Here is a 24,883-nt window from a genome sequence, read left to right as displayed (position 1 = left end):
TAGGGTATTGGCTCAGGTGTCAATCGAAAAGGATATATTGCCGGGGCCATTTTGTTTAGAGGTTATTAGGGCAGAATCAACTCTTTTTAAGAGAGCATCTGAATCATCTCCGGGCTGGCAATGGGCTATACCGAAGTTTGCAGTAATGTTGATTTTGCCTGTGAAATCATTTTGAGCGATAATTTGTCCTAGTTTGTCGGCCAGATTGTGGGCGTTTGTTCCTGAGGTATGAGGGGCAAGAATAATAAATTTGTCTCCGCTCAATCTGTAGAGACTGTCAATACGCCTCAGGTTCTTACGCAGAAGCCTTGATAGTTCACTTAGAATTTTATCGCCGACCTGTTGTCCATGGGTCTGATTAATCTCTTTAAAACCGTTTATGTCAAGTTTAAGAATAGACAGATCAGTTCCATAACGGTCAACAGCTGAAATTTCCCTTTGACTCTCTTCATAAAATTTTGTTCTTCCGGGTAGATTTGTCAGTGGATCACGATGTGACATTTCTCTCATTGTTCTCATCGCTTTATCTTTATCATTTATCAGCTTTTTGAGTCGGTCACGCAATGGAGTAAAGGAAAAATAATAATGAACAGCCATGAGAAGGCATATAGCAATGAGTATTGCGTAACCTGCTTTTGCGGTCATTTTTATTCGGCGTGTAAATGAATTTTTGGCATTTTGATGTACTTCTTCAATTTTTTCTTCAATATTCTGTTTTAATTTTAATTTTTCGAAATTATCAGTGCCAATGGCTATAGCTGAAACTTTTGAAAGAAAGTCTGCTGCAACTTTATTCAAATCTGTCTGTTCTGAAACAGTTTTATTAAGAAAGTCTTCCTTTTTAGCTGTCAGCATAATTTCATGGAGAGTTTTGTTGAAGTTGTCAGCCTCTTCCTGAATACTATCTGTATTATTGATCATGGAAATCATTATTTTATATGTTTCTATATGCAATAGATTGATATCATGTTCAAAAACGTTGAAATTATTTTGTTCTATAATTGAATTATGAAATAAAAAGATTGCTGCAAGGCACAAGCATAAAGCAAGTTTGAATGTCACGGCAGAAAAGTTCTTTTTTGTTTTATAATTATTCATATTCAGTCTATAACACGATGATGATTTTGCTTCTACTGCTTTCAAAACATAAATCAGAATTTTTAATAAAAAGCTTATGCTGATTTTAATTATGTTAAACTCTGGATCATGTTTCCGGTTTTGACCGGCATAGGGTTAATGTTGTATGAACAAAATGGCTGAACTGTTTTGGAGTATATTTTTATGTTGCCCTGTCAGAATCCTTGAGATAGGGTCTCGTCCTTCAAAATGATTGATTAATTTTTTTCAACAATCTGCCGGGTGGAAGACCGCTTGGTATGAGTAGTGGCAGGACCATTCTTTTATAGAATGTTGAATTTTGAACAAAGCTTGTGTTTACAGCTTTTCAAGATGTTCTGATAATTGCCCGACAGGTTAATTTTTATATTTATTCATCTGAAGGAGAAATGTGTGTCAGGGGCTGACAGGTATAGAAAAACATTCCCTGTTTCCTGGGAACAATTACAAAGAGATTGTCGTGTTCTTTCATGGCGATTGCTGGATAAAGGTCCTTTTGACGGTATACTGGCAATTACCAGAGGTGGACTTGTTCCGGCAGCAATTCTTGCCAGAGAACTTGATATAAGAACTATAGACACTATCTGCGTTTCAACATACGACTGGAAAACGCAGACTAAAAAAGCCACGGTTCTCAAAGGATTTGAAGGCAGCGGCAAAAACTGGCTGCTTGTGGACGATCTTGTCGATACCGGAAAGACTGCTAAAATTGTCAGGGATATGGTTCCCGATGCTCATTTTGCGACTGTCTATGCCAAGCCGGAAGGCCGTCCGCTGGTTGACACATATATAACTGAAGTCAGTCAGGATACCTGGATTCTTTTTCCATGGGATGCTGAAACACAGTTTGTGCAGCCGATAATCAAGAACTCTGAGTCCTGATATCCATAAGTTTTTTTTATTCGGGGGTGGGGTTGGCCCTTCCCGAAGAGGATTGAGGCAGGCCGGAGGGGCCGAATTTGTTCAATTTTCAAGGAGTAAGATGATGCGTAAACTTATGTTTTTCATCATTGTGACAATTTTATCAGTAGTACTTGCTTCGGCAGCTTTTGCTGGAGAGAAAAAAGAAGTTAAAGCAGGATTTGTTTATGTCTCTCCTGTTGGAGATGCAGGCTATTCCTATGCACAGGATCTCGGACGTAAAGCTATTGATCCATTGCCATGGCTCAAGACAGCTTATGTAGAATCCGTACATGAAGGAACTGATGCTGAACGTGTTATTCAGAATTTTGCACGTAAAGGCTTCGATATTATCTTTGCAACCAGTTTCGGTTACATGGATGCAATGGTTAAAATTTCTAAAAAATTTCCTAAAACAGCCTTCATGCATTGCTCCGGTTACAAGACCACAAAAAATTTGAGCACATATTTCGGACGCATGTATCAGGCCCGCTACCTTACCGGTATCGTTGCAGGTTCAATGACCAAGAGCAATATTATCGGTTATGTTGCAGCTTATCCTATCCCTGAAGTTATTCGCGGTATTAACGCTTTCACCCTCGGTGTACAGTCAGTTAATCCTAAAGCTGAAGTAAGAGTTGTCTGGAGTAAAACATGGTATGATCCGGCTCTTGAAAAAGACGCCGCTATCAGCCTTCTTGATATGAATGCAGACGTAATTGCCCAGCATCAGGATTCCCCCGGACCGCAGGAAGCAGCTCAGGAACGTGGCAAATATTCAATCGGCTACAATTCAGATATGTCCTCCATGGCTCCGAAAGCCCACCTTACAGCAGCTGTATGGAACTGGGGCCCGCTTATGAAGGAAGCTGTTGAGCAGGTTCGTGCCGGAACATGGAAAGGCGGAAAATCCCTGTGGGAAGGAATGGACAAGGGTGTTGTAGGTATTTCTCCTATGAGCTCTGCAGTGCCGCAGTCCGTCAAGGATAAAGTCAATGCTGTTAAAAAGCAGATTGTAGATGGTTCTTTCCATGTCTTTACCGGACCTATTAATGGTCAGGATGGAAAGGTTAAGGTTCCGGCCGGAACTACTATGGCTGATAAAGACCTTCTCGGCATGACCTGGTTTGTTCAGGGCGTTGTCGGAACCACGGAATAGTGAATTTATATGTTAGGTTATCGTTTGCAGAAGCGCGATGAGCCTTGGAACTGGGGCGCCCCGATAGTTGTCGTGGGCGCTCTGGTTTTTTCCTTAGGTTTGAGCGCGCTGTTACTCAAAGTTCAGGGCAAGTCGGCATTGGACGGGCTAATGGTACTCTGGCAGGGTTCCTTTGGTGCTTCATGGGCATTGGAAGATGCTCTTCTTAAATCTATTCCGATTTTTCTATGTTCTCTTGGTGTAGCCATCGCGTTCAGAATGCAGGTCTGGAATATCGGTGCCGAAGGACAGTTTGCTTTAGGAACAATCGGAGCTACCTGGGCTGCACTGACTTTTCCTGATTCGCCAGCTTATATTTTATTGCCCCTTATGTTTATTGCCTCAGGACTATTAAGTGCATTCTGGGCATATATTCCTGCTGTCTTAAAATTGAAATTGAAGGTTAACGAGATCATCAGCACTCTCATGCTGAATTATATCGCTATACTTCTGCTTGATTATCTTGTTTTCGGAATATGGAAAGACCCGAACGGATACGGTTTCCCGATGACTGCTGAGTTTTCACCTTCGGCTGTAATAGGTCAGATCGGTGATAGCCGCCTTCACTGGGGATTTGTTTTCTGCATTGCTGCCGGTTTTGCCATGTGGGCTTTTCTTCGTTTCTCACGGCTGGGATATGAGATTAAAATTGCCGGTGAAGGTTTCAGAGTTGCTTTGTATTCAAGGCTGAATTTTGGTGGATTGACCGTTTTAGTAATGGTTGTCTCAGGTGCTTTGGCCGGATGGGCAGGATTTATTGAAACTTCCGCTGTAGTAAACAGGCTTCAACCCAGTGTTATGGTCGGGTATGGGTATACAGCTATTGTTGTTGCATGGCTTGCAAGGCTGAAACCTCTATACATCGGTGTGGCTGCCTATCTTTTGGCTGCTCTCAGGGTCGGAGTTGAAAATTTACAACTGGAACTCCAGGTCCCCGCGGCTTTCGGATCAATTCTGGAAGGGTTGATTTTGCTGACGGTTCTGGCTGGACAGTTTATACTTACGTATAAGTTTGTGAAGAAAAATTAAGGGTCGGATTTCCCTGTGAATGAAAAGTCTATACGGGTGTAATAAGCATGCTTGAAAGTTTTATAGTTCCATTGCTGGCGGCAACAGTACAGTCTGGGACACCTATTCTTTATGCCACGCTTGGCGAGATAATGACTGAGAAAGGCGGCATATTGAATCTAGGTGTTGAGGGCATGATGAGTGTAGCTGCTTTTGCGGCCTTTTTTGCCAGTATGACTACTGGAAATCCATGGATCGGCTTTTTATGCGGAGGATTGGCCGGACTGCTGATGGCCGCTGTTCACGGAGTGGTCTGCATTTCATGTCTTGGAAATCAGGTCGTTTCAGGACTTGCTCTGACTATTTTCGGCCTTGGACTTTCGGACTTTTTCGGAACACCTTTTATCGGCCAGCCTGCTCCGGGATTCTCTGCTCTTAGCATTCCTTTGCTTTCATCCATTCCGATTTTAGGTAAAATCTTTTTTTCCCACGACATCCTTGTTTATATTTCTTTCATCATTCCTATCGCTTTCATGCTGTTTATGAACCGCACCAGCCTTGGTCTTGCCATCACTGCTGTGGGTGAAAAGCCGGCGGCGGCTTCGGCAGCAGGGCTGAAATCAGTCCGCTTGCGCTGGGTGGCGCTGCTGGCCGGTGGTTTTCTTATTGGTCTCGGCGGTGCTTATCTCAGTCTTGCTTATACGCATTTATGGACCAGTAATCTTTCCGGAGGAAGAGGCTGGATAGCCGTTGCTTTGGTTATTTTTGCTTTCTGGAGACCGGGAAGGGCTGTTTTCGGCGCATATCTTTTCGGTGGTGTTATGGCCTTCCAATTAAGGCTTCAAGCCATAGGAACCCATATTCCTTCTTCACTGCTTCTGATGCTTCCTTATGCTCTGACTGTTTTTGTTCTCATTTTTTCAGCATGGCGTGGAAGGGGTTCGGATGCCCCGGCTCATCTCGGAATCAATATAGAGCCTGAAGGTTAGGTATTTAAATGACTGACAACACAAAATTTATTCGTCCTGAATCCGGTTCCCCTGCTGAATATGCTTCATCTTCACCCATTGTTTCGCTTAAAGGGATAACCAAAAGGTTCGGCAAAGTTGTTGCTAATAATAAAATCGTACTCGATCTTTATCCCGGGCGTATTAAAGCTCTTCTCGGTGAAAACGGAGCTGGTAAAAGTACTTTGATGAGTATGCTTGCCGGTCGTTTTCAGCCAGACGAAGGGCATATTGAGGTTGACGGGAAGCGTGTTGATTTTTCGTCGTCCAAGGATGCGATTAATGCCGGTATAGGTATGGTCTATCAGCATTTTATGCTTGTTGATTCCATGACTGTCACTGAAAATGTTTTGCTGGGGCAGGAAGGCGGTTTTTTTGTTAATCCTAAGGAAATGAGCCGCAGGGTAAAAAAACTAGCGGAAGACTACGAACTTGAGATTGATCCTGACGCCAGAATAAACCAGCTTTCTATGGGTGAGAAGCAGCGGGTTGAAATTTTAAAACTTCTTTATCGTGAAAGCAGGGTTCTTATTTTTGACGAGCCTACTGCTGTCCTTACTCCGCGCGAAACATTCCGGCTCTTCGAAGCATTATGGGCTATGACTAGGCAGGGAAAGTCTATTGTTTTTATCAGCCATAAGCTGGAAGAAGTTATGGCCATTGCTGATGAAGTAGCTATTTTGAGGCGCGGATGTGTGGATTCTGAAGTTCCTCGTGAAAAGATTACATCAAAGGCTGATCTTGCCTGCCGAATGGTGGGAAAAGAAGTCCTTCTTGAAATAGACAGAAATGAAGTTGAAATCGGTGATAAGGTTCTAGAAGTTAAATCATTAAACGGCTTAGGACTGAAGAATATAAATATTGAAGTTCACCGTGGCGAGGTAGTGGGTATTGTCGGTGTTGCCGGTAATGGTCAGCAGGCTCTTGTTGAAGGCGTCTGTGGACTCAGAATGCCACCCAAGGATTCTGTCTTTATCATGGGCAAGGCGTGGAGAGAATTTTTTGCTAAAATGACCTGGAATCATTCTCTATCATATATTCCTGAAGACAGACTTGATCTGGCTACCGCCCGTGAGCTTGATCTTGTTGATAACTTACTGCTTACAACCCGGCAGGGATTTTGTTCCGGTCCTGTTTTGCATAGAGATAAAGCCGCAGAGGTTGCTAAAAAACTTGTTGAGGACCATGACGTAAGGCCCGGACGTATTCAGGCTTTAGCCTGGCAGCTCTCCGGCGGTAATCTGCAAAAGCTTGTTCTGGCGCGTGAACTTTACCGTGAGCCTCATTTGATTGTTGCGGAGCAGCCAACTCAGGGACTGGATATTTCCGCAACAGAAGAAGTCTGGAACCGTCTTCTTGAAGCTCGCAAGATGGCTGGAGTTCTGCTTGTTACCGGTGATTTGAATGAAGCTTTGCAGTTGTCTGACCGTATAGCTGTTATGTATCGCGGTGAGATTATGGATCAGTTCTCTGTTAACGATACTGAAAAAGTGGATAAGGTCGGTCTAATGATGGCCGGTGTCAGGGAATAATTTTATAATCTATCTCTTAATCCTGAAAACTTATTTCTTCAGTTTCAGGATTGCTATTGCTCATCTCTCTTTTTAAAAATTGGGGAAAGATTCAAAATTGTCTTTTTTCAGCCAGTAAATCTTATTTTTTTTCAATAAAGTTATATTAAAAATATATATGCACGTTTGAGCATAAATAATAATGATAAAGTGATCTAAAAAGAAGCTTTTTCTTGGATGCGTATTGCATCATCTTTGATGTTGTATGTGAATTGAATCACAAAATATGGATTTTAACATCGTTAGAAAAGTTGTTTTTAAAAGATATTTTTTAGTTGCTATGTTTTGATAGTGCCTGCATTACAATTGTTTTTCTTATTGTTGTATTGCTGGATTAATGTATTTCTTTAATTTTACATTGTGTGAATTTTTTCGCATTGTTATATTAATAGAAACTTTGCACTCCGTCTATACATTCTGCGGATATTTATCATCTATTCATTTTTATTGAAAAAAAAGCTGAAATTGAGTACAAATTGACCACTTTTATGAGGAGGATTTCTATGAAGACGCCTTTTGTTTATGTGGTCATGGCGGTTGTCTTTGCCGTCTTGATTGTGATTTACGCTACAGGCAACAATCATATCAGTGATGAAATAGCCCACATCTCTGATGAAAGCGTTGAAGTCACCAACCCTAAGCTTGTTGTTAATTTTCCTGTAAATCTTGAGTTTAAACGTCCTGCTCCTCTTGGAGTTACACGTTTTCCTCTTGTGAATTTTTCACATTTTGACCATCAGAGTCTTAACTGTGTGAAATGCCACCATACATGGGATGGTAAGAGTGCTATCAAGAGCTGTGCTAGTACCGGCTGTCATGATGAGCTCAAGCACAAGGGAGAGGATAATTCATACTTTAAGGCTTTCCACACAGCTACAAGTGATCGCAGCTGTCGTGGCTGTCACAGAAAGCTGAATAAGGAAGGAAAGACAGATCTTCAGATCACCCCGTGTGCAAACAATATCTGTCATGTAAAAAAATAAGCAGGTAGAAAAATCTTTGATTCCTCAGGGAATCATTGGGGCGAGAAAACTCCCGTCCGGCTGATGCCGGCGGGAGTTTTATATTATTGGAACAGTTTTTCAGCAGAGCAGAGATGCCTTTCAAGCTGGCTGTCAGTCAGGTGGAGTTTCTGTTGTAAAAATCGCATTGATTCGCCCGGATCAAAAAGAGGGTAGTCGCTTCCGAATAGGAGCTTCTCATGCGGATGTTTTTTTAGAATTGTTTGTAAAGAGTCGTCATCAATGTACGGCATTGCACTTGATGTATCCATGTAAACATTTGAACCGGCCAGATATTCAGCTGACCATTTCCAGTGAAATATTCCACCCATGTGGGCCGCGATTATAGTAAGGTCCGGGAAGTTACGATGAATTTCTGCAAGCTTGATCGGGCATGAGGGATTTTTTTCAGGAGGTTTTCTATCTCCAACATGGAACATTGCTATAAATCTTCCCTGAATCATCTCTAAAATTTCATAGAATTTAGGATCATTCATCCAGAAACCTTGAAAATCAGGGTGGAATTTTAATCCCTTAATGCCATGGCGTTCAAGTCTGGCGAACTCTTTTTCCGGTTCCTGATAATCAGGATGCATGGTCCCAAATGAAATTATATGCGGATCAGATTCCATCATCTGTATGGACCAGTTGTTTGCCGGGATAACCTGAGCTGGTTCTGTCGCCGCGGTATGGATTACAACTTTGTCCAGCCCTGCATTCTCAGCTCTTTTAAGAAGATCATCAACACGACCGTTTCCTACTGGGTGAATATGATAGTAATCATCCAGTTTGTTAACTACTTTGGCCGATATTTTGGGGTGCATAGCGTGAGTGTGGACATCAATACGCATAGCAGTCCTCCGTATTTTATAAATTATATTGCAAAACGAATTACAGCCCTGAACAAACCTGTTCAGGGCTGTATAAAAATTATGTTAAATTAAATTAACTGCTCGGAGAAGGTATTGTGAATATTTCTTTAAGCCAGTCAGGGACTCTCACCGGTCGGCGGCTTTCAGGGTCGACACAAGCATGCTCCGTGCTTCCGGTAGCGATGATTTTAGTTCTATCTGAATTATAAATTTCGTAGACAAAAAGTACTGAGGCTCTTCTCCATTCACTTATTCCAACTCGAATCTGAAGCTGATCATCATAGTGAGCCGGCAACCGGTAACGGCAGTTGGCTTCGCGTACAGGGAGAAAAATTCCCCTTTTTTCAACATCGGAATAACTCATACCTCTTTCACGTATGAAAAGGCTTCTGGCCCTTTCAAAAAAATGCAGATATTCAGCATAATACACGACACCCATTGCATCTGTTTCCCCATAGGATACACTATGGTTCAACCATGACTCAGGTGTTGGAAAATCATTTTTTTTATTCATCTTATTATTACGATATTCTTTTGAGAACCCATTCCATGAGTTCGTCACCTTTATTTATGTTTAACCCTGTTGAAGCAGAGTTCTTTTCACTGAAGCTGTCAAGACCTGAGTCCTCACTTCCGGGGTAATTAAGCATGAAAGGAACAGGCTCAGCATCGTGAGTTCTAATTTTTATGGGAGTAAAGTGATCGCAGGCGATAAGAAAGGCACAGTCTGAACCAAATTTTTCATATAGCGGTCCCAACACCAGAGAATCAAACCTTTCAATTGAAGCAATTTTATCTTTAACACTTCCCATGTGACCAGATTCATCAGGGCCTTCAAGATGAAGAAAAACAAAATCTCCACGACTTAAAAAGTCTACAGCAGCTTTCATTTTTCCCTCATAGTTAGTGTCTACGAGTCCGGTGGCTCCTTCGATCTCAATTACTTCAAGCCCGGAAGCACGTCCTAGACCTTTTACAAGGTCTACGGCAGATATTACTGCCCCTGTTCTTTTGAATTTGTCTTTGAAATTAGGAAGGTTCAAGGGCTTGCCCTGACCCCATGGCCAGATTGAAACTGCCTTTGTGCCGGAGTTTTTTAAAATTTCGTGTGCTTTAAAAATAATAGGCTCAAGAATTTTGCTGGCCTTGAAGGCCGCAACATCTTCAGCGATCGATTTGTTGGTCAGATCATGAGGAGGTCTTATTTCAATATCATTTTCAGCAAGTTTAGCTCCGCCTTTTATAACCAGAAGGTGGCGGTATTGGATGCCGGGATAGAATCTGACAAGCTCTGAACCAAGCTCTCTTTGAAGCTTCTCCACAATCGGGATTGAGACCTCAGAAGAGATGTGCCCGGAAGAGTAATCAAGCATTGTCCCATTTTCATCCAGTGATGTAAGATTAACCAGATTCATTCGGAAAACGAGATCATCTTTATCCAGATCAAGACCTTGAGCTGCAGCCTCAATGGGGCCACGTCCGGTGTGATATTTGAGCGGGTCAAAACCAAGCAGGGACATATTGGCAATGTCAGATCCCGGAGCCATTCCGTCAGGAACAGTTTTACATCTGCCCATGATGGATTTACGGGCAAGCTTGTCCATGTTTGGAGTTCTTGCGGCTTCGAGAGTTGTTTTGTTATTCAGCTCATCAAGGGGCCATCCGCCCATTCCGTCTTCAATAAGGAAAAGCAGTTTCATTTTAAACTTCCGATTTATTCTTTGTTCGATTGATATTTTTAATAAATTAATTATAAAATTCTGAGACTTATAGTGCTTTGAGCTATGAACGGCATATCATCTATTATCTTTAAGGCGTCATTTACGTCTTTAGCTCTGGCCTTGTGAGTCAGAAAAACTATAGGAACGTTAACACCTGAAGCATCACCTTTCTGAACAGCCTGAGCTATGGAAATATTGTGCTCAGACAGTATTTTTGAAATTGCGGCCATGACTCCGGCCTTATCTGCAACAGTGAATCTGAAATAATATTCGGAAGTTGCGTGCTCCGGTGGGAGTATATCTGCTTTTTTGAGATCGGAGCTGTAGAATCCGGTGTTATTGGGCTTATCCATTTTAGTGAGAGTCATTATATCCGCGACTACAGCACTTCCGGTAGGCAGAGCTCCTGCTCCCTGTCCATGAAAGAAAGCTGGACCGACTGCGTTTCCTTCCACCCTGATTGCGTTGTAATTTCCACCGACTCTGGCGAGAAGAAGTGTATATTTTACAAGTGCCGGGAAAATTCCGGCTTCCAGTTTTCCGCAGACATCACGAACCTGACCGATTAATTTAATTCTGTAACCGAATTCACGGGCAAGTTTAATATCCAGCCCGGTGATTTTGCTGATCCCTTCTACTGGCAGTTCCTCAAGTGGGTAGTCTTCACCGTAAGCGAGTCTTATAAGCACTACAAGTTTGTGTGCTGCATCTATGCCTTCAATATCAAAAGTAGGATCGGCTTCTGCATAGCCCAGTTCCTGAGCCTGAGAAAGAGCTGTATCAAATTCCAGACCATTGGTCGTCATTTCGGAGAGAATATAGTTTGCAGTTCCGTTAAGGATTCCGACTATATTTTTGATTTTATTAACGCACAGACTTTCTTTGATTGATTCAACAATAGGAATACCGCCGGCAACACTGGCTTCATAATAGAGCCCCACGCCGTATTCTTCTGCCAGTTTGAACAGTTCTATGCCGTGTACAGCAAGAAGATGTTTATTCGCAGTGACTACATGTTTTCCGGATTTTATAGCTTTTACAACAATCTCTTTAGCTAAAGTTATTCCGCCCATGAGTTCTACAACAACATCAACTTCCGGGTCAGCCGTGAGGTCTTCTGGATTTGTGGTGAATTTTGTTTCCGGTCCGGGAATATAATCTCTTTGTTTTTCTGTATCACGCACCAGTACGGATGTGATGACGTATTTTATTCCACTGCGTTTTAAAAGAAGTTCCTCGTTCTCTTCAAGAATTCTGGCTACTCCGGTTCCTACGGTTCCGAAGCCTGCCAGGGCTAACTTTACGGTCTGCATTTACACCTCAAATGGCGGTTTTAAGTGAGAAAAGGCGAAGCCCGTGGTCCGGACTTCGCCTTGTTTAATTTGTGTTTAACCGAACAGGTTTTTCATTCCTCTTATCGCCTGATTGATGCGCTGGCGGTTTTCAACCAGAGCAAAACGGACATGGTGGTCTCCATAATGTCCGAAACCAAGTCCCGGAGCAACGGCGACTTTGCATTCTCTGAGCATAAGCTTTGAGAATTCCACCGAACCGAGTTTTTTAAATTCATCAGGAATTTCAGCCCAGACAAATTGTGTGGCTTTCGGTGGTGTTACGGGCCATCCTATGCGGTTCAGTCCTTCGCACAGGGCGTCACGGCGATCCTCATAGACGTCCATGATTTCTCTCACGCATTCCTGAGGGCCGCTTAAAGCAACGCTGGCGGCTATCTGAATAGGCTGGAAGAGTCCATAGTCAAGATAACTCTTGATTCTTGTCAACGCCTGAACCATCTCAACATTACCGCAGCAGAACCCTACGCGCCATCCGGGCATGGAGTAGCTTTTGGAAAGTGAGAAAAATTCAACACCTACGTCCTTTGCGCCTTTGGCCTGAAGGAAGCTTGGAGCTTCATATCCGTCAAAGGTAAAATCGGCGTAAGCCAGATCATGAATTACTTTCAGGTCATTTTCTTTAGCAAAATCAACAATCCGCTGGAAAAAGGCCAGATCGGTGGTTATGCCGGTCGGGTTATGCGGAAAGTTTATTATTAAAAGCTTTGGTTTGGGCCATGTCTGGCGCATAGCAAGCTCGAGGTCTTCAATAAAATCACGGTCATGTGCCATCGGAATACGTCTTACATCCGCACCCGCGATAATACACGCGTATGGGTGGATGGGGTATGACGGATCCGGGGCGAAAACAACGTCACCCGGAGAAAGCATAACAAGTGCAAGGTGCGCCAGCCCCTCTTTGGCGCCCATGGTAACAACCACTTCCTGGTCATAATCAAGTTCGACGCCGTATCTGTTGCGATACCACTTGGCCATTTCCCTGCGCAGTCCCTTAATACCTTTGGACGCGCTGTAACGGTGGTTTACGGGCTTTTGCGCCGCCTCAACCAGTTTATCTACAATGTGTTTAGGTGTGGGAATATCCGGGTTGCCCATACCCAGATCAATGATGTCTTCGCCCTGGTGGCGCATCTGCATCTTCAGTTCGTTCACCGTGGCAAATACATAGGGGGGCAGCCGGTGAACTCTCGGGAAGTTGTCCATGGTTATGTCTCCTGACAATTAGATTGTTGAATCGTCTTTTTAACCATGCCTAATCTTGCTGTCAAAGTTAATATGTGTAGATGGTTATAAAAATTTTTAAGCACCATTTATTACGGAAAAAGTATTTTATACGCCAAAAATGTATTTTTTAGAAAAAAAAGGATTATTTTTAAATAGATGACACATAAAATATAATAAACAAATTTGTATGATGTTACATTTTTATAAAAATATCTGCTTTAGTTGACATTGAAAAAAAATATGGAGTATCTATAAAAATAATAATCTTTATGAACTACAGGTTGTTTAGATCCATACAACGAACTGCTTTTTGGAGGAAGAAATGGCAATAACCAAGAAATTTCTTAAGACAAAGCCCGTCTGCAAAGTTAAATTTGAACTCCCGAAAGATGAAGTGGAAAATGGTGAGTCTGTTTTTCTTGTTGGTGACTTTAACAACTGGGATACAAGCACAACTCCCATGAAAAAACTGAAGTCCGGTAAATATACCGTAACAGTGGATCTGGCTACAAATCAGGATTATCAGTTCCGGTATCTGGTTGGTCATGAAAACTGGCTTAATGATACTGACGCTGACAGTTATGAACCTTCTCCATACGCTGATACCGATAATTCGGTTGTTTCAGTCTGATTCAGCCATAACCAGCCAGAACTGGTTAATTAAGGGGCTGATGGCTGTATTTTCTGACAGCTGTGGAAGTTCTTATTGAATTTTATATGAATTCATCTGGAATCTGGACTGCTTTATAGTTGATCCTTCTTGACCTTGGCGACTCTTTTTTTTAGCTTCATCCTCTTCATCAAAAAAATAATCCGGACTGTAAAATTGGTTACACACTAGATTATAGAGATGTATTAAAAGGGGGATATGATGGTACAAAAAGCAGAAAAAATCTGGTTTGATGGTGAATTCGTTCCGTGGGATGAAGCTCAGGTTCATGTTCTGACTCATACTCTTCATTACGGTGTTGGTGTCTTTGAAGGAATACGTGCCTACAACACTGCTGATGGAAGGTCGGCTGTGTTCAGACTGAGGGAACATGTTGTCCGTCTGTTTGACTCGGCAAAAATTCTCGGAATAAAAATACCTTTCTCCGTGGAAGAGATTGAAACCGCTATTATTGAAACTCTGCGTATAAATGGTCATAAAGAAGCCTACATCAGACCTCTTGTTTTCATCGGCGAAGGTTCAATGGGAGTACATCCCGGAACCTGTCCTATACGCGTCTGTATCGCAACATGGTACTGGGGTGCTTACCTTGGTGAAGATGCTCTTGAAAAAGGTATCCGCATTAAAACATCTTCTTTTACCCGGCATCATGTAAATGCTATGATGACTAAAGCTAAAGCCTGCGGTAACTATGTAAACTCGGTTCTTGCCAAGATGGAAGCTGTAACTGACGGATATGATGAAGCATTGATGCTTGATCCGCAGGGATTCGTTTCTGAAGCTACAGGCGAAAATATTTTTATAGTCAAAGATGGAGTCATCAAGACAACTCCTTTGACCTCGGTTCTGCGTGGTATCACTCGTGACAGCCTTATGAAGCTGATGAAATCATTGGGATATGAAGTTCAGGAACAGCTTTTCACCCGTGATGAACTGTACACAGCCGATGAAGCTTTCTTCTCCGGTACTGCTGCTGAAGTTACACCTATCCGTGAAGTTGATAATAGGATAATCGGTGCCGGACGCCGCGGTCCAGTTGCTGAAAAACTCCAGAAAGAGTTTTTTGATATTGTCAAAGGTGCTAATTCCGATTACTCCGAGTGGCTCGATTATTACGAAATTTAGTTTTAATTAATTTGATTCAGATATGTTTTCGTTCCGGGACGTTTTCGTTCCGGAACGAACTTTTTAATAAATTCCCGGAGTTTCAGAGCTACCTATGAGCACAGCCAGCCTTACCGCTAAATATCGTCCCCAGACTTTTGCTGAAGTTGCGGGGCAGCAAGCCGTTAAAACAATACTTTCCCGCGCAGCAGCGCAGGATAAAGTTGCCCCGGCGTATCTGTTCAGCGGAACCAGAGGGGTCGGCAAAACTACAATAGCCAGAATTTTTGCCAAGGCTTTGAATTGTGCCAACGGTCCTGCAGCTGAACCATGCAACGAATGTGTGCACTGCAAACAGATAACTGCCGGTATAGGCGTTGATGTTATCGAGATTGATGCTGCGTCACACGGTAAAGTTGAAGATGCCAGACGACTGAAAGAGGATATAGGCTATGCTCCTATTGAATGTCGCTACAAAGTCTTCATAATAGATGAAGCTCATATGTTGACGACTCAGGCATTCAATGCTCTGCTCAAGACTCTTGAAGAACCACCGCCGCATGCCACATTTATAATGGCTACTACTGAGACTCATAAGTTTCCTGCCACCATTATCAGCCGCTGCCAGCATTACTCTTTTAAAATGCTGAGCATGCCGGAACTGACTGATCATCTGGAAAATATCCTGCACAAGGAAAATATAGACTACGAGAAAGGTGCTGTTTCTCTTATTGCGAAAAGAGGAGCAGGCAGTGTCAGGGATTCCATGTCTCTGCTTGGGCAGGTTCTGGCTCTTGGTAATGACCGTCTGGTTGAAGCTGACATCAGGAGTATTCTGGGACTTGCAGGAAAGGATGTTTTTTTCACTCTTATGCAGGCCATTCACGATCGTGACCTTGTCCTTGTCGGAGAAGTTGTCCGACAGGTTCTTGATCAGGGACTCGATCTTGGATTTTTCATAAGGGAGCTAGGTTCATTCTGGCGCAATCTTTTTCTTATCGGACAATCGGGGGAGAGAGCCGTTCCTCTGCTTGAACTTTCCTCAGCTGAAGCGCAGGAGTTTATGCGCTGGGCTGAAATTTTTGACCGTTCTTTTGTCCATGCCTGCTGGCAGATGACCGTAGACGGACAGAGAAAGGTCTTAACAAGTCTTGAACCTGCTCTGGCTCTGGAACTTCTGCTTCTTAACATGGCCAATCTTCCTGATCTCATTTCCATGGAGAAATGCGGTTCCATGATTTCGCGTGGAGCCGGGCAACAGAATCAGGCCAGACCCGGATCTGCAGCTCCGAGAAATTCCAATGCTGAAACCCCGGGGCATAGAAGAAATCTTTCCAGACCCCAGTCGGGAAGTCCGAACGGCAAGGCTGCTCATTCCGGAAACATGGATGCGGTCAATCCCGGAATGATGTCCGGGCAGGGGCGCGGTTTTTCCGGTGCTCAGCGTGAAAACGGATCAGGTTCATCTTCTTCTGCAGGAGAATCTTCAGATTCCTCTTCAACGGAGCCTAATACGGGTGGGCTAACGGCAGATATAAATAATCCTGAGGGTGATAGTTCTGTTGTTTTAAATGATTCTAACACGTTGCAAAATTCTAATTCTGTTACTGCTGTAAATAATGCAGCAGACAATAAAGAATTTTCTCCCATGCCTGATAATACCGGGCATGAATTTTCAGCTGAAAAAGCATCAGAAACCAGTAGGGTTGTAAAAGGGCCAGCTGTCTCTTCAGATATCTCAGGAGAGAAGAGTTTTGATGGTTTTTTAAAGTATGCAGCTGAAAACGGGGCAAACGGTTTTTTGATCGGGTTAAAAAAATGTAATGGTAAGCTGGTCGACAATAAACTTATTTTGACCTGCACTAATCCTTTCCATCACGATCAGATTACTGACAGTGAAAGCCTGTCCGCAATCAAGAGGTTTTCTAAAGAATATTTCGGACCCGATATCGTTATCGAGTTTAAAATACGAAAAGGGACCGCACGCAAATCCAGCAGTGATTTGCGGAAAGAGGTTGAGGAACATCCGGATATAGCAAGGGTGATTGATACATTCGGAGCTTCAATTGTTTCTGTTGAACGCAGGAAAAAGTAAATTTATTGTAATTTGAATTTTATCAGGAGGAGAATATAATGAAAGGTATGAACGATATGCTGCGTCAGGCTCAGGTTATGCAGCGCAAAATGACTAAACTTCAGGATGAACTTAAAGAACGCGAAGTTGAAGCTACTGCCGGTGGAGGAATGGTTACCGCGAAGGTTACCGGTGCTCAGGAAGTACGCTCAATCACTATTGACCCTACAGTTGTTGAATCCGGTGATGTAGAAATGGTTCAGGATCTGGTTTTGTCTGCGGTTAATGAGGCTCTTAAAAAATCTAAAGCAATGATGGAATCTGAAATGGGCCAGATTACCGGTGGTCTGAATATTCCGGGTATGTTTTAGTTCATATCGACCTGTTGCTTTATTGCGATATATGCTTACATTTTTTGCACATCCGCCTCGTTTATGGGGGCGGATGTGCGGTTTTTTTACTGATTCTTAATATGTCCTGTGGATGTGTTATTTCCCATAGGGTATAAATCTTTTCATTGAATCTGCTCTCAAGCTGATTAATCAGGGAAAAATGGAAAATCTACCAGCTCCTTTGAGAGAAGTTGCGCAGCAGCTTGCTCATTTGCCGGGATTAGGGCCTAAGTCCGCTATGCGTATAGCTCTGACCCTTTTGAAGATGCCTCGTGAAAAAGTCACGGGACTTGGACAAAGCATAATCGATTTGCGTGAAAAACTTTGCATCTGTGAAGAATGCGCAAGCATTACTGAAACCTGTCCGTGCCCTATATGCTCTGACCCTGAGCGTAACCGTGAACAGCTGTGTCTTGTGTCAGAATGGGATTCCTTGCTGTCTATTGAAGAAATGGGCCTTTACCGCGGCTATTATCTGGTTCTTGGAGGCCTGCTTTCTCCTCTGGACGGAGTTTCGCCGGGGAATCTTGAATTCGAGCTGCTTTTTAAGCGACTTGAAAAGGGAGAAGTGAAGGAATTAATCCTTGCTCTCGGGGCCACTGTTGATGCTGAAGCAACTGTATCTTACCTGAAAAATGTGCTCGATGAGCGGTTTCCGCATATTGAATTGACTCGTCTGGCGCAGGGTATCCCCATAGGTTCAGAGGTAAAATATACAGATAAGGAAACTTTGCGGCAGTCTTTGGAGTACCGCCAGAAACTTTAGGGCAGGTGGCCTCTATGGCTGAAGAAGATTCATTAACCGGGGAAGTTCGTAACGTAATTTTCCATAATGAAGATAATAATTATACAGTTTGTCGAATTGCTTCTAAGGAAGAATCTTCACAGATAACTGTTGTCGGGATACTTCCCGGTGTTGCTGCTGGTGACAACATCGTTGTTCACGGAAGGTGGAAGCAGCATCCAAAATTTGGAAGACAGTTTGAAGCTGATTATCATGAAAGAGTACGCCCGGCGACTGAAGCCGGTGTTATACGGTTTTTAAAGTCATCATCCATTAAAGGGGTGGGAGAGGCCATTGCAACTGAGATGGTTTCCACTTTTGGTATTGATGTGCTTGATATTTTAGATGATGAGCCTGAAAAACTGCTCAAAGTTAAAGGTATATCTCAAAAAAAACTTGATGTTATAAAGGAATCATGGAGTTCCCAGAGGGAAATTAAAAATCTTATTCTGTTTTTGCATTCCCATGATGTTTCACCTACTTACGCAGCTAGAATTTTCAATCTTTACGGTTCACAGTCGGTAGCCAGAATTAGCGAAAATCCTTACGAACTTGCCTATGATATCAGAGGCATAGGATTCAAAACCGCTGATACAATGGCTCTTAAGCTTGGTTTTGCCCCTGATTCTTTTGAAAGGATCGAGGCTGCAATTATCTACACTCTTTTTTCTGTCAGTGAACGTGGCGGGCACATGTTTTATCCAAAGGATAAGCTCATGGCGGATGTCTGCGGCAAACTTGGCGGAGTGGATTGTGAAAGAGTGGAAGATGGTCTGGATAATCTCGAAAACAAAAAGAGAATCCGCATAGAAGACCTGCCAGAACAGGATATTGAGCAGGCTGTTTTTCTAATGCATTTCTACCGCTTTGAAGAAGAAATCTGCAAAAGGCTTCATGGTCTGGTTAACCATCCCTCACCTGTAAGCAGGGAAAAAGTTGAACAGGTTTTGCCAGAAGTTGAAGAAAAATTAGGTTTTCAACTTTCTGATGAGCAGCGTGAAGCTGTTTTTGATGCCTGTATCAATAAATTTTTTATTATAACCGGTGGACCGGGAACTGGAAAAACCACCATCACAAAAGCAGTTGTGACCACTCTCAGAGAGCTGGGGCTTAAAGTCAAACTTGCCGCACCTACCGGAAGGGCCGCTAAACGTCTTTCGGAAGCAACCGGACGTCAGGCGACAACCATTCATCGCATGCTCCAGTTTACCCCGGAATCCGGAGGTTTTTTTTACAATGAAGACCAGAAACTTAAAGCTGATGTTTTAGTTGTTGATGAAGCTTCAATGCTTGATTGTCAGCTGTGTCTGGCTGTGTTGAGGGCTGTTCCGCTTACATGCAGGGTTATCTTTGTCGGCGATGTAAATCAGTTGCCGTCAGTCGGACCGGGAAATGTCCTTTCAGATCTTTTACAGAGCGGGCAGGTTCCAAGTGCTGTTTTAAACCATATTTTCCGGCAGGCGCAGGAAAGCTATATTGTTGTCAACGCTCACCGCATCAATGACGGTGAGTTCCCATTGAATCATCCCAAGGAAGCTCCTGAATCAGATTTCTACTGGATACCTCAGGAAAATCTGCAGAAAGTACAGGATATGATTGTCCAGAGTGTTTGTGAAAGGATTCCGGAACGTTATTTTCTTGACCCAATGACAGATATACAGGTTCTGACTCCCATGCATAAAGGAGAGGTCGGAACCCAGAGACTTAATCAGGTCCTTCAGGAGAAACTCAATCCTGCTAAAGGAGCTGTGCTCACCAGAGGCAATACCGAATTTAGAGTTGGTGACAGAATACTTCAGCTTCGCAATAATTATGAAAAAGAAGTCTTTAACGGTGATCTCGGAAGAGTTTTTTATATTGATAAAGAAGAGGGAGAGCTAACGGCTGAATTTGATGGCAATATTGTTCATTATGAAAGCTCCGAGCTCGATGAACTTTCACTTGCTTATGCTGTAAGTGTGCATAAGTCGCAGGGAAGTGAGTATCCGGCGGTTGTTATGCCTGTGGTTACCCAGCATTATCTTTTATTGCAGCGCAATCTCTTATATACTGCTCTGACAAGAGCCAGAAGGCTGGCAGTTCTTGTCGGTGGCAATAAAGCTTTTCAGATAGGACTTAATAACGTGACCGCAGGTAAAAGGTTTACACATCTCCGTTACAGGATAAAGAGAATATTTGAAGAAAATTCTTTATAGTCTCCGATAACTTGAAGGGCTTTTTATCTTTTCCGGCGTTCACGGACGAAACAGTTGCCTTCAATTGATTTAGCCCATTTTTTTAGGGATGCTGCCTGTTCTGCAATATGGCTTAATGACAGGTTCTGATCACAGTCGAGAATGGCCAGTGAAACGGAAACAAGTGGAAATCTGGCTGCTTTACCATCTCGTCCTTTTCCTTCCATGCAGCCTCTTGAAGCGTCCTCTTTATTATAGCTTGATTTTACGGCGCGTTTAAAACATCTGGTAATGGACTGACAGATTCTTTCAGCCTTTTCAGGATGTGTTATGACTACAAAATCATCTCCGCCTATGTGGCCGACAAAATCATCTTCGCAACCATGCTTGCAAACACCCCATTCAAGAATTTTTGCAATCAGCAGTATTATTTTATCGCCGTTCTTGAACCCGTATGTATCATTGTAAACTTTAAAGTTGTCTAGATCTGCGTATATAATGCTATACTTTTGATCCAGTTTCATCCGCCTTTCAACTTCACGCTCGATATCAAGGTTTCCAGGCAACCCTGTAAGGGGGTTAGTGCCTCTGGCCATTTCAACCTGAGCATGGGCAAGTGTGTCCAGAAGTTTCTGAACTGACACGACTCCAATAAGTTCGTTATTGCGGGTTACAATTATATCATCATAAGCTTTCTGGCGTTCTCTTGCCATTGCCTGCTTTGAAACTTGCTCTACAGGTGACAGGTGATCTACAATAAGAGGTTTATTATCCATAACAGCGGTTATGGGTCTGTTTGAGTAGAGGGCCACTCCGAATTTTCCAGAAAGGTGTCGGTTAAGGTTGTAATCCATTACAAGCCCGAATGGTGTTGAGTTATTAACAACCACTACACTGCTGACAGGGCCTGTCTGATCAAAGATGTTTTGAACCAGTGGAACAGGAGTGTCATATTCTACAGAGTCAGTCTTACGGACAAGGGTTGAGACAGGGAGTCGGCAGACATTTGTTTCGGTTTTTATTCTTGAAAAAGCCCCTATATGCAGTGCTTCTTCTCGTATTGAAGGTCTGGGATTACCCGGTCTGGCAAAAAAATATCCCTGCCCCAGATGAACTCCCATATCAGTAACAGCAAGAGCCTGACTTTTTGTTTCTATCCCTTCAACGATGACTCTTGCGCCTATTTTGTTGGCAAAGTCGGTAAATGTTTCAATCAGAGCACGGCTGACTTTATTTGTATCAATGTTATCAATGAACGATTTATCTAATTTTATATAATCAGGTTTGATTTCCGCTATGGTGCATAAACCGGAGTAACCTGTCCCGGCATCATCAATAGCTATATTGTAGCCCTGATTTCTATAGTGCTCCATGGTCTGATGAAAATTTTTAAAGTCTTTTACACTGTGCCTTTCTGTTATTTCAAAAACAATATTTTCGGGTTGCAACCCGTATCTGTTCAGGAGTCTGATTGTTTCACCGGGAGAAAAATTAGGGTCCCCAATTGTTCTCGGGTGAATATTTAGAAATAGTTTCTGATGTGGAAGAACCTGTCCGAATTCTGTGATTGCCAGTTCACGGCATATTTTTTCAAGTGGAAATAGTTTTCCGAGATTTTCTGCCATATCAAAAAGGGTGAGAGGAGAGTGAAACGGAGAGTTTTTTGGTCCTCTGGACAAAGCCTCCCAACCTAGAATTCCCTGATTTTGCAGATCAATAATTGGCTGAAATAAAGGGGTTATGCTCTTTTCTTTGAGTACCTTCAGGAATTCTTCTCCCAGTTCAAGGTTCCCGAAATCTGTTTTTTTCTGAGCCTCAAGTCTGGCGTCGCCTATTGCCGAAAGGAATCCTATCCATGAGCTATCATCAGAATGTGATGCTTTGTATACACTGTATCCTGAATTAATGGTTACGGTATTTCCAATTTTACTTATTTGATCTGATTTTAGAGCATTTTCTATAGCTACTTTAATTTCGTAGGCGAGTTGTTCCAGAGTTGAACTATGAGTATGCTCCAACGGATTAAGAATAAAAAATTCGCCATGATTAAAGGTGAATATGTGGAAGTTCTGATGTTTTAATTTTTTTAAGCCTTCCCTGTTAAGAATTTCGGAAAGCTCATTTTCCACCCTTGTTACCCATTCATGGCCGTACATATTTTCAAAAATAGGAAAATCGTTAATTGAAAAATATAGTATATCTAGCTTCTTAGCGTTTTGAATCAGGCTGCCTATTCCCGGGCCTGTCAGTGAATTTTTTTTCAAATCCTTGTGCCCTGATAATGAAAATCCGGTCTTTTTTATAAGTTGAAGCATCTGCGGCTCCTTGAATTGAAATTAAATATACTTTGGTTGCTGAATTGCTGTGCGGTTTTATTCTGTGGGGCTGAATCCTACTCTGGAAAATTCCATTTATGTTACGGAGATGTTACTTTTGGTTTAAATTAATATGGCGGTTTTAAAGTGCGTACTCTTACGGTTATTCTATTAATCGGTATGATTGCCTGAAATATTTTGTTATAATTTTAGTGCTGCTATGGATGAAATTAACTCTTTCGGTTACTGTTGCGCCCGTTGGAGAAAGCTGTTTAACCGGGAGATCAGTTTGGGTCGGGAAAATCTTAAGTTGTTGATGGTCTCAAGAGATCTTGGCCATCATGGCGGGGTAGTTGATACTCTCCGCCTGCTTTCACATAAACTAAATGGTGCAATAGACATCAGGCATTTTTCCTACGGAAGAAAACCGTGGCAGACAGGGATTGTCGGTTATCTGCAACCGTTGGTTGATCTTGTTTCCCTTACTTTTCTGTTATGCTTCAATCGTTTTGATCTGGTTCATTTAAACCCTTCGTTAAACCCTAAATCTTTTTTGAGGGAAATCGGCCCATTATTCATTTTGCGCTGCTTTGGCTATAAAGGTCATGTGCTTGTCTTTTTTCATGGCTGGAAGCCTGAGTTTGTCTCCAGAATAAGCAGTATAAGAATCTGTTCTTTTTTCTTTAAATGGCTGCTTGGTCTTGCCGGTAAAATAATAGTTCTTTCCTCCGGTTATAAAGATACACTGGTTGAAATGGGAATTCCTTCCGAAAAATTAATTGTCTTCAGTTCAATGTTTGAACAGCAGTCCGTTTCTGATTGCCTTAAGCGGTACCCCCAAGGGCCTGTACTGCTATTCATGTCCAGAATTGTTGAAGGTAAAGGTGTTTATGAGCTTTTAGATTCTTTTAGCCTCATTAATGAGAAATATCCTGAAAGCTCCTTGATTTTTGCCGGTGATGGACCAGATAAAGATTTTGTTGAAAAAAAGTCTGCTAATCTCAGAAATGTCCATTTTGCAGGTTATGTTACAGGCGAAGCAAAAAAGAAATTGTTTGAAAAAGCTGATATTTTTGTGTTGCCCACTAAATTTTCAGAAGGATGCCCGGTCTCGCTTCTGGAGGCCATGGCTTCAGGTCTGGTTTCAGTCGTCCCCGCAGCCGGAGGGATAACCGATGTTGTTGAACCCGGAGTGACTGCTGTAGTTATCCCGGAAGTTACAGCTAAAGCAATTGCGGAAGGTGTTATAAGTATTCTTGAAGATGAAAAAAAATATTTAGCGATTTCAAAGAATGCAAGAAACACAGCTTATGAAAAATATGAAGCCGATAAAGTCTGCTTTGAAATTAAAAAGATATATATGGCTATTGCGGAGGATTTTTTAAATTGAAAGCACCTGTTTTCATAGTTGGCGCACCTCGTTCAGGAACAACCTTAACAGCTAGAATAGTTGGGGGGCATCCGGAAATTTATATTCCCGGAGAAGGGTATTTTTTTGATGATATTTATTCATCAAGGAAAGAATTAGGGGAATTGCCTGATCTTGATGTCTTAAAAAAGATATATAACCGGCTGATGGATATGTACGGTCGCTACAACATGCTTGAAGATCAGGAAAGAGTAGAAGACCTTTCCAAAGGACCACTTGATTTTGAAGCCTTTTCCGATTGTTCTGATTATAAAGATGTGCTGAATGTTTTTATGGATGTTCAGACTCGCGAGGCCGGAAAATTACGCTGGGGAAATCATACTCCGAGAGACCTTTACAATATTGACGATATTCTTTCATTTTATCCTGATGCGCATATTATAGCATGTGTACGCGATCCTCGTGACTTTATGCTTTCGTATAAAGAGAAATGGAAAGTGCGCAAGGGAATGGAAGCTGTAAGGCTTAAAAGTCTTTATCATCCGGTGATAACTTCATTGCAATGGAAGTCTTCAATGGAAAAGATACTCGGACTTGAAAAAAAGGTTCCGCCTGAAAATTTAACCATATTGAAGTATGAAGATCTCGTAACCGAACCAGAGAAAATGGTTAGAAATCTTTGTGCGGGGTTAAAGGAAAAATTTTATCCGGAGATGCTGAATGTCTCTTGCAATAATTCATCATCTCTCAACGCAGGGCAAAAGGGCATTTTTTCAAGTTCTGTTGGTAAGTGGAGAGAACAGCTTTCGTATATTGACGTAGCTGTGATGCAGATTATTGCAGGTAAAGAGATGGAATTGGCTGGTTATGAAATTGAAAAAGTAGCGTGCTCGAAGTTTAAGATCCTGTGGCTCTTTTTAACGGCTCCATTTGCCGTGACAAAAGGCTTGTTTTTGAACAGGCATAAGCGTGGACCACTTTTGCCATACCTGATACGCAGATTGAAACCCTTTTTAAAAGATTGCTGA

21 protein-coding genes are annotated in these 24,883 nt (G+C 42.4%); 14 read left to right on the top strand and 7 right to left on the bottom strand.

From position 1 onward, the window contains the following. Window positions 1-12: 12 nt before the first annotated feature. Window positions 13-921, bottom strand: coding sequence for a GGDEF domain-containing protein (locus G496_RS20380; RefSeq protein ID WP_169725729.1), 909 nt, complete (start codon window positions 919-921; stop codon window positions 13-15). A gap of 588 nt (window positions 922-1,509) precedes the next feature. Between G496_RS20380 and gpt the strand changes: the two genes are divergently transcribed. The 6 genes from gpt to G496_RS0103830 all read left to right on the top strand — a co-directional run bounded on the left by gpt (window position 1,510) and on the right by G496_RS0103830 (window position 7,783). Beyond that, a complete protein-coding gene (gene gpt, locus G496_RS0103855) occupies window positions 1,510-1,998 on the top strand; it encodes a xanthine phosphoribosyltransferase (protein WP_027178123.1) in 489 nt (162 codons plus the stop codon). Between the two features lie 103 nt (window positions 1,999-2,101). Further along, the gene (locus G496_RS0103850) at window positions 2,102-3,175 is read left to right on the top strand and encodes a BMP family ABC transporter substrate-binding protein (protein ID WP_027178122.1); all 1,074 of its coding nucleotides are present in this window, start codon (window positions 2,102-2,104) and stop codon (window positions 3,173-3,175) included. A gap of 9 nt (window positions 3,176-3,184) precedes the next feature. Next, window positions 3,185-4,243, top strand: coding sequence for an ABC transporter permease (locus G496_RS0103845; protein WP_027178121.1), 1,059 nt, complete (start codon window positions 3,185-3,187; stop codon window positions 4,241-4,243). A 47-nt stretch (window positions 4,244-4,290) separates the two neighbouring features. Then, window positions 4,291-5,211: an ABC transporter permease gene (locus G496_RS0103840; protein WP_027178120.1), complete on the top strand. Its 921-nt coding sequence runs from the start codon at window positions 4,291-4,293 to the stop codon at window positions 5,209-5,211. Window positions 5,212-5,219: 8 nt separating this feature from the next. Next, complete coding sequence (locus G496_RS0103835; RefSeq protein WP_027178119.1) at window positions 5,220-6,761, top strand: ABC transporter ATP-binding protein; 1,542 nt, start codon at window positions 5,220-5,222, stop codon at window positions 6,759-6,761. A gap of 542 nt (window positions 6,762-7,303) precedes the next feature. Then, on the top strand, window positions 7,304-7,783 hold the full coding sequence (locus G496_RS0103830; RefSeq protein ID WP_027178118.1) for a cytochrome c3 family protein: 480 nt from the start codon (window positions 7,304-7,306) through the stop codon (window positions 7,781-7,783). 83 nt (window positions 7,784-7,866) lie between these two features. Here G496_RS0103830 and G496_RS0103825 read toward each other — a convergent pair whose 3' ends face one another. The 5 genes from G496_RS0103825 to G496_RS0103805 form a co-directional block, all read right to left on the bottom strand. Next, on the bottom strand, window positions 7,867-8,652 hold the full coding sequence (locus tag G496_RS0103825; RefSeq protein WP_027178117.1) for an amidohydrolase family protein: 786 nt from the start codon (window positions 8,650-8,652) through the stop codon (window positions 7,867-7,869). Between the two features lie 94 nt (window positions 8,653-8,746). After that, window positions 8,747-9,187: an acyl-CoA thioesterase gene (locus G496_RS0103820; RefSeq protein ID WP_027178116.1), complete on the bottom strand. Its 441-nt coding sequence runs from the start codon at window positions 9,185-9,187 to the stop codon at window positions 8,747-8,749. A gap of 7 nt (window positions 9,188-9,194) precedes the next feature. After that, a complete protein-coding gene (locus G496_RS0103815) occupies window positions 9,195-10,373 on the bottom strand; it encodes a cofactor-independent phosphoglycerate mutase (protein WP_027178115.1) in 1,179 nt (392 codons plus the stop codon). Between the two features lie 50 nt (window positions 10,374-10,423). Then, window positions 10,424-11,707: a homoserine dehydrogenase gene (locus G496_RS0103810; RefSeq protein ID WP_027178114.1), complete on the bottom strand. Its 1,284-nt coding sequence runs from the start codon at window positions 11,705-11,707 to the stop codon at window positions 10,424-10,426. Between the two features lie 75 nt (window positions 11,708-11,782). Continuing rightward, complete coding sequence (locus tag G496_RS0103805; RefSeq protein WP_027178113.1) at window positions 11,783-12,952, bottom strand: aminotransferase class I/II-fold pyridoxal phosphate-dependent enzyme; 1,170 nt, start codon at window positions 12,950-12,952, stop codon at window positions 11,783-11,785. Between the two features lie 343 nt (window positions 12,953-13,295). Here G496_RS0103805 and G496_RS0103800 point away from each other — a divergent pair, with 343 nt between their 5' ends. The 6 genes from G496_RS0103800 (at window position 13,296) to recD2 (ending at window position 20,192) form a co-directional block, all read left to right on the top strand. Continuing rightward, window positions 13,296-13,604 (top strand): isoamylase early set domain-containing protein, encoded by a 309-nt coding sequence (locus G496_RS0103800; RefSeq protein ID WP_027178112.1) that lies wholly within the window; start codon window positions 13,296-13,298, stop codon window positions 13,602-13,604. 240 nt (window positions 13,605-13,844) lie between these two features. Beyond that, on the top strand, window positions 13,845-14,768 hold the full coding sequence (locus tag G496_RS0103795; RefSeq protein ID WP_027178111.1) for a branched-chain amino acid transaminase: 924 nt from the start codon (window positions 13,845-13,847) through the stop codon (window positions 14,766-14,768). 94 nt (window positions 14,769-14,862) lie between these two features. After that, on the top strand, window positions 14,863-16,842 hold the full coding sequence (gene dnaX / locus G496_RS0103790; protein ID WP_027178110.1) for a DNA polymerase III subunit gamma/tau: 1,980 nt from the start codon (window positions 14,863-14,865) through the stop codon (window positions 16,840-16,842). Window positions 16,843-16,880: 38 nt separating this feature from the next. Next, the gene (locus G496_RS0103785; protein WP_027178109.1) at window positions 16,881-17,192 is read left to right on the top strand and encodes a YbaB/EbfC family nucleoid-associated protein; all 312 of its coding nucleotides are present in this window, start codon (window positions 16,881-16,883) and stop codon (window positions 17,190-17,192) included. Window positions 17,193-17,373: 181 nt separating this feature from the next. Continuing rightward, on the top strand, window positions 17,374-17,979 hold the full coding sequence (gene recR, locus G496_RS0103780) for a recombination mediator RecR (RefSeq protein WP_027178108.1): 606 nt from the start codon (window positions 17,374-17,376) through the stop codon (window positions 17,977-17,979). A gap of 14 nt (window positions 17,980-17,993) precedes the next feature. After that, window positions 17,994-20,192, top strand: a complete 2,199-nt coding sequence (recD2, locus tag G496_RS0103775; RefSeq protein WP_027178107.1) for an SF1B family DNA helicase RecD2 — start codon at window positions 17,994-17,996, stop codon at window positions 20,190-20,192. 23 nt (window positions 20,193-20,215) lie between these two features. Here the strand turns inward: recD2 and G496_RS0103770 are convergent, their stop codons facing one another. Beyond that, window positions 20,216-22,486 (bottom strand): GGDEF domain-containing protein, encoded by a 2,271-nt coding sequence (locus G496_RS0103770; RefSeq protein WP_027178106.1) that lies wholly within the window; start codon window positions 22,484-22,486, stop codon window positions 20,216-20,218. 289 nt (window positions 22,487-22,775) lie between these two features. Here G496_RS0103770 and G496_RS0103765 point away from each other — a divergent pair, with 289 nt between their 5' ends. Both G496_RS0103765 and G496_RS0103760 read left to right on the top strand, forming a co-directional pair. After that, window positions 22,776-23,876 carry a glycosyltransferase family 4 protein gene (locus G496_RS0103765; RefSeq protein ID WP_169725728.1) on the top strand — a complete coding sequence of 367 codons (1,101 nt, stop codon included), beginning with the start codon at window positions 22,776-22,778 and terminating at the stop codon, window positions 23,874-23,876. Then, on the top strand, window positions 23,873-24,883 hold the full coding sequence (locus G496_RS0103760; RefSeq protein ID WP_027178104.1) for a sulfotransferase family protein: 1,011 nt from the start codon (window positions 23,873-23,875) through the stop codon (window positions 24,881-24,883). The genes G496_RS0103765 and G496_RS0103760 overlap by 4 nt, the downstream gene beginning before the upstream one ends.

It is taken from the genome of Maridesulfovibrio bastinii DSM 16055 (assembly GCF_000429985.1).
Lineage (GTDB): Bacteria > Desulfobacterota > Desulfovibrionia > Desulfovibrionales > Desulfovibrionaceae > Maridesulfovibrio > Maridesulfovibrio bastinii.
The sequence above is the reverse complement of the archived record's forward strand: the minus strand, read 5'-3'. Positions and strand labels throughout refer to the sequence as shown.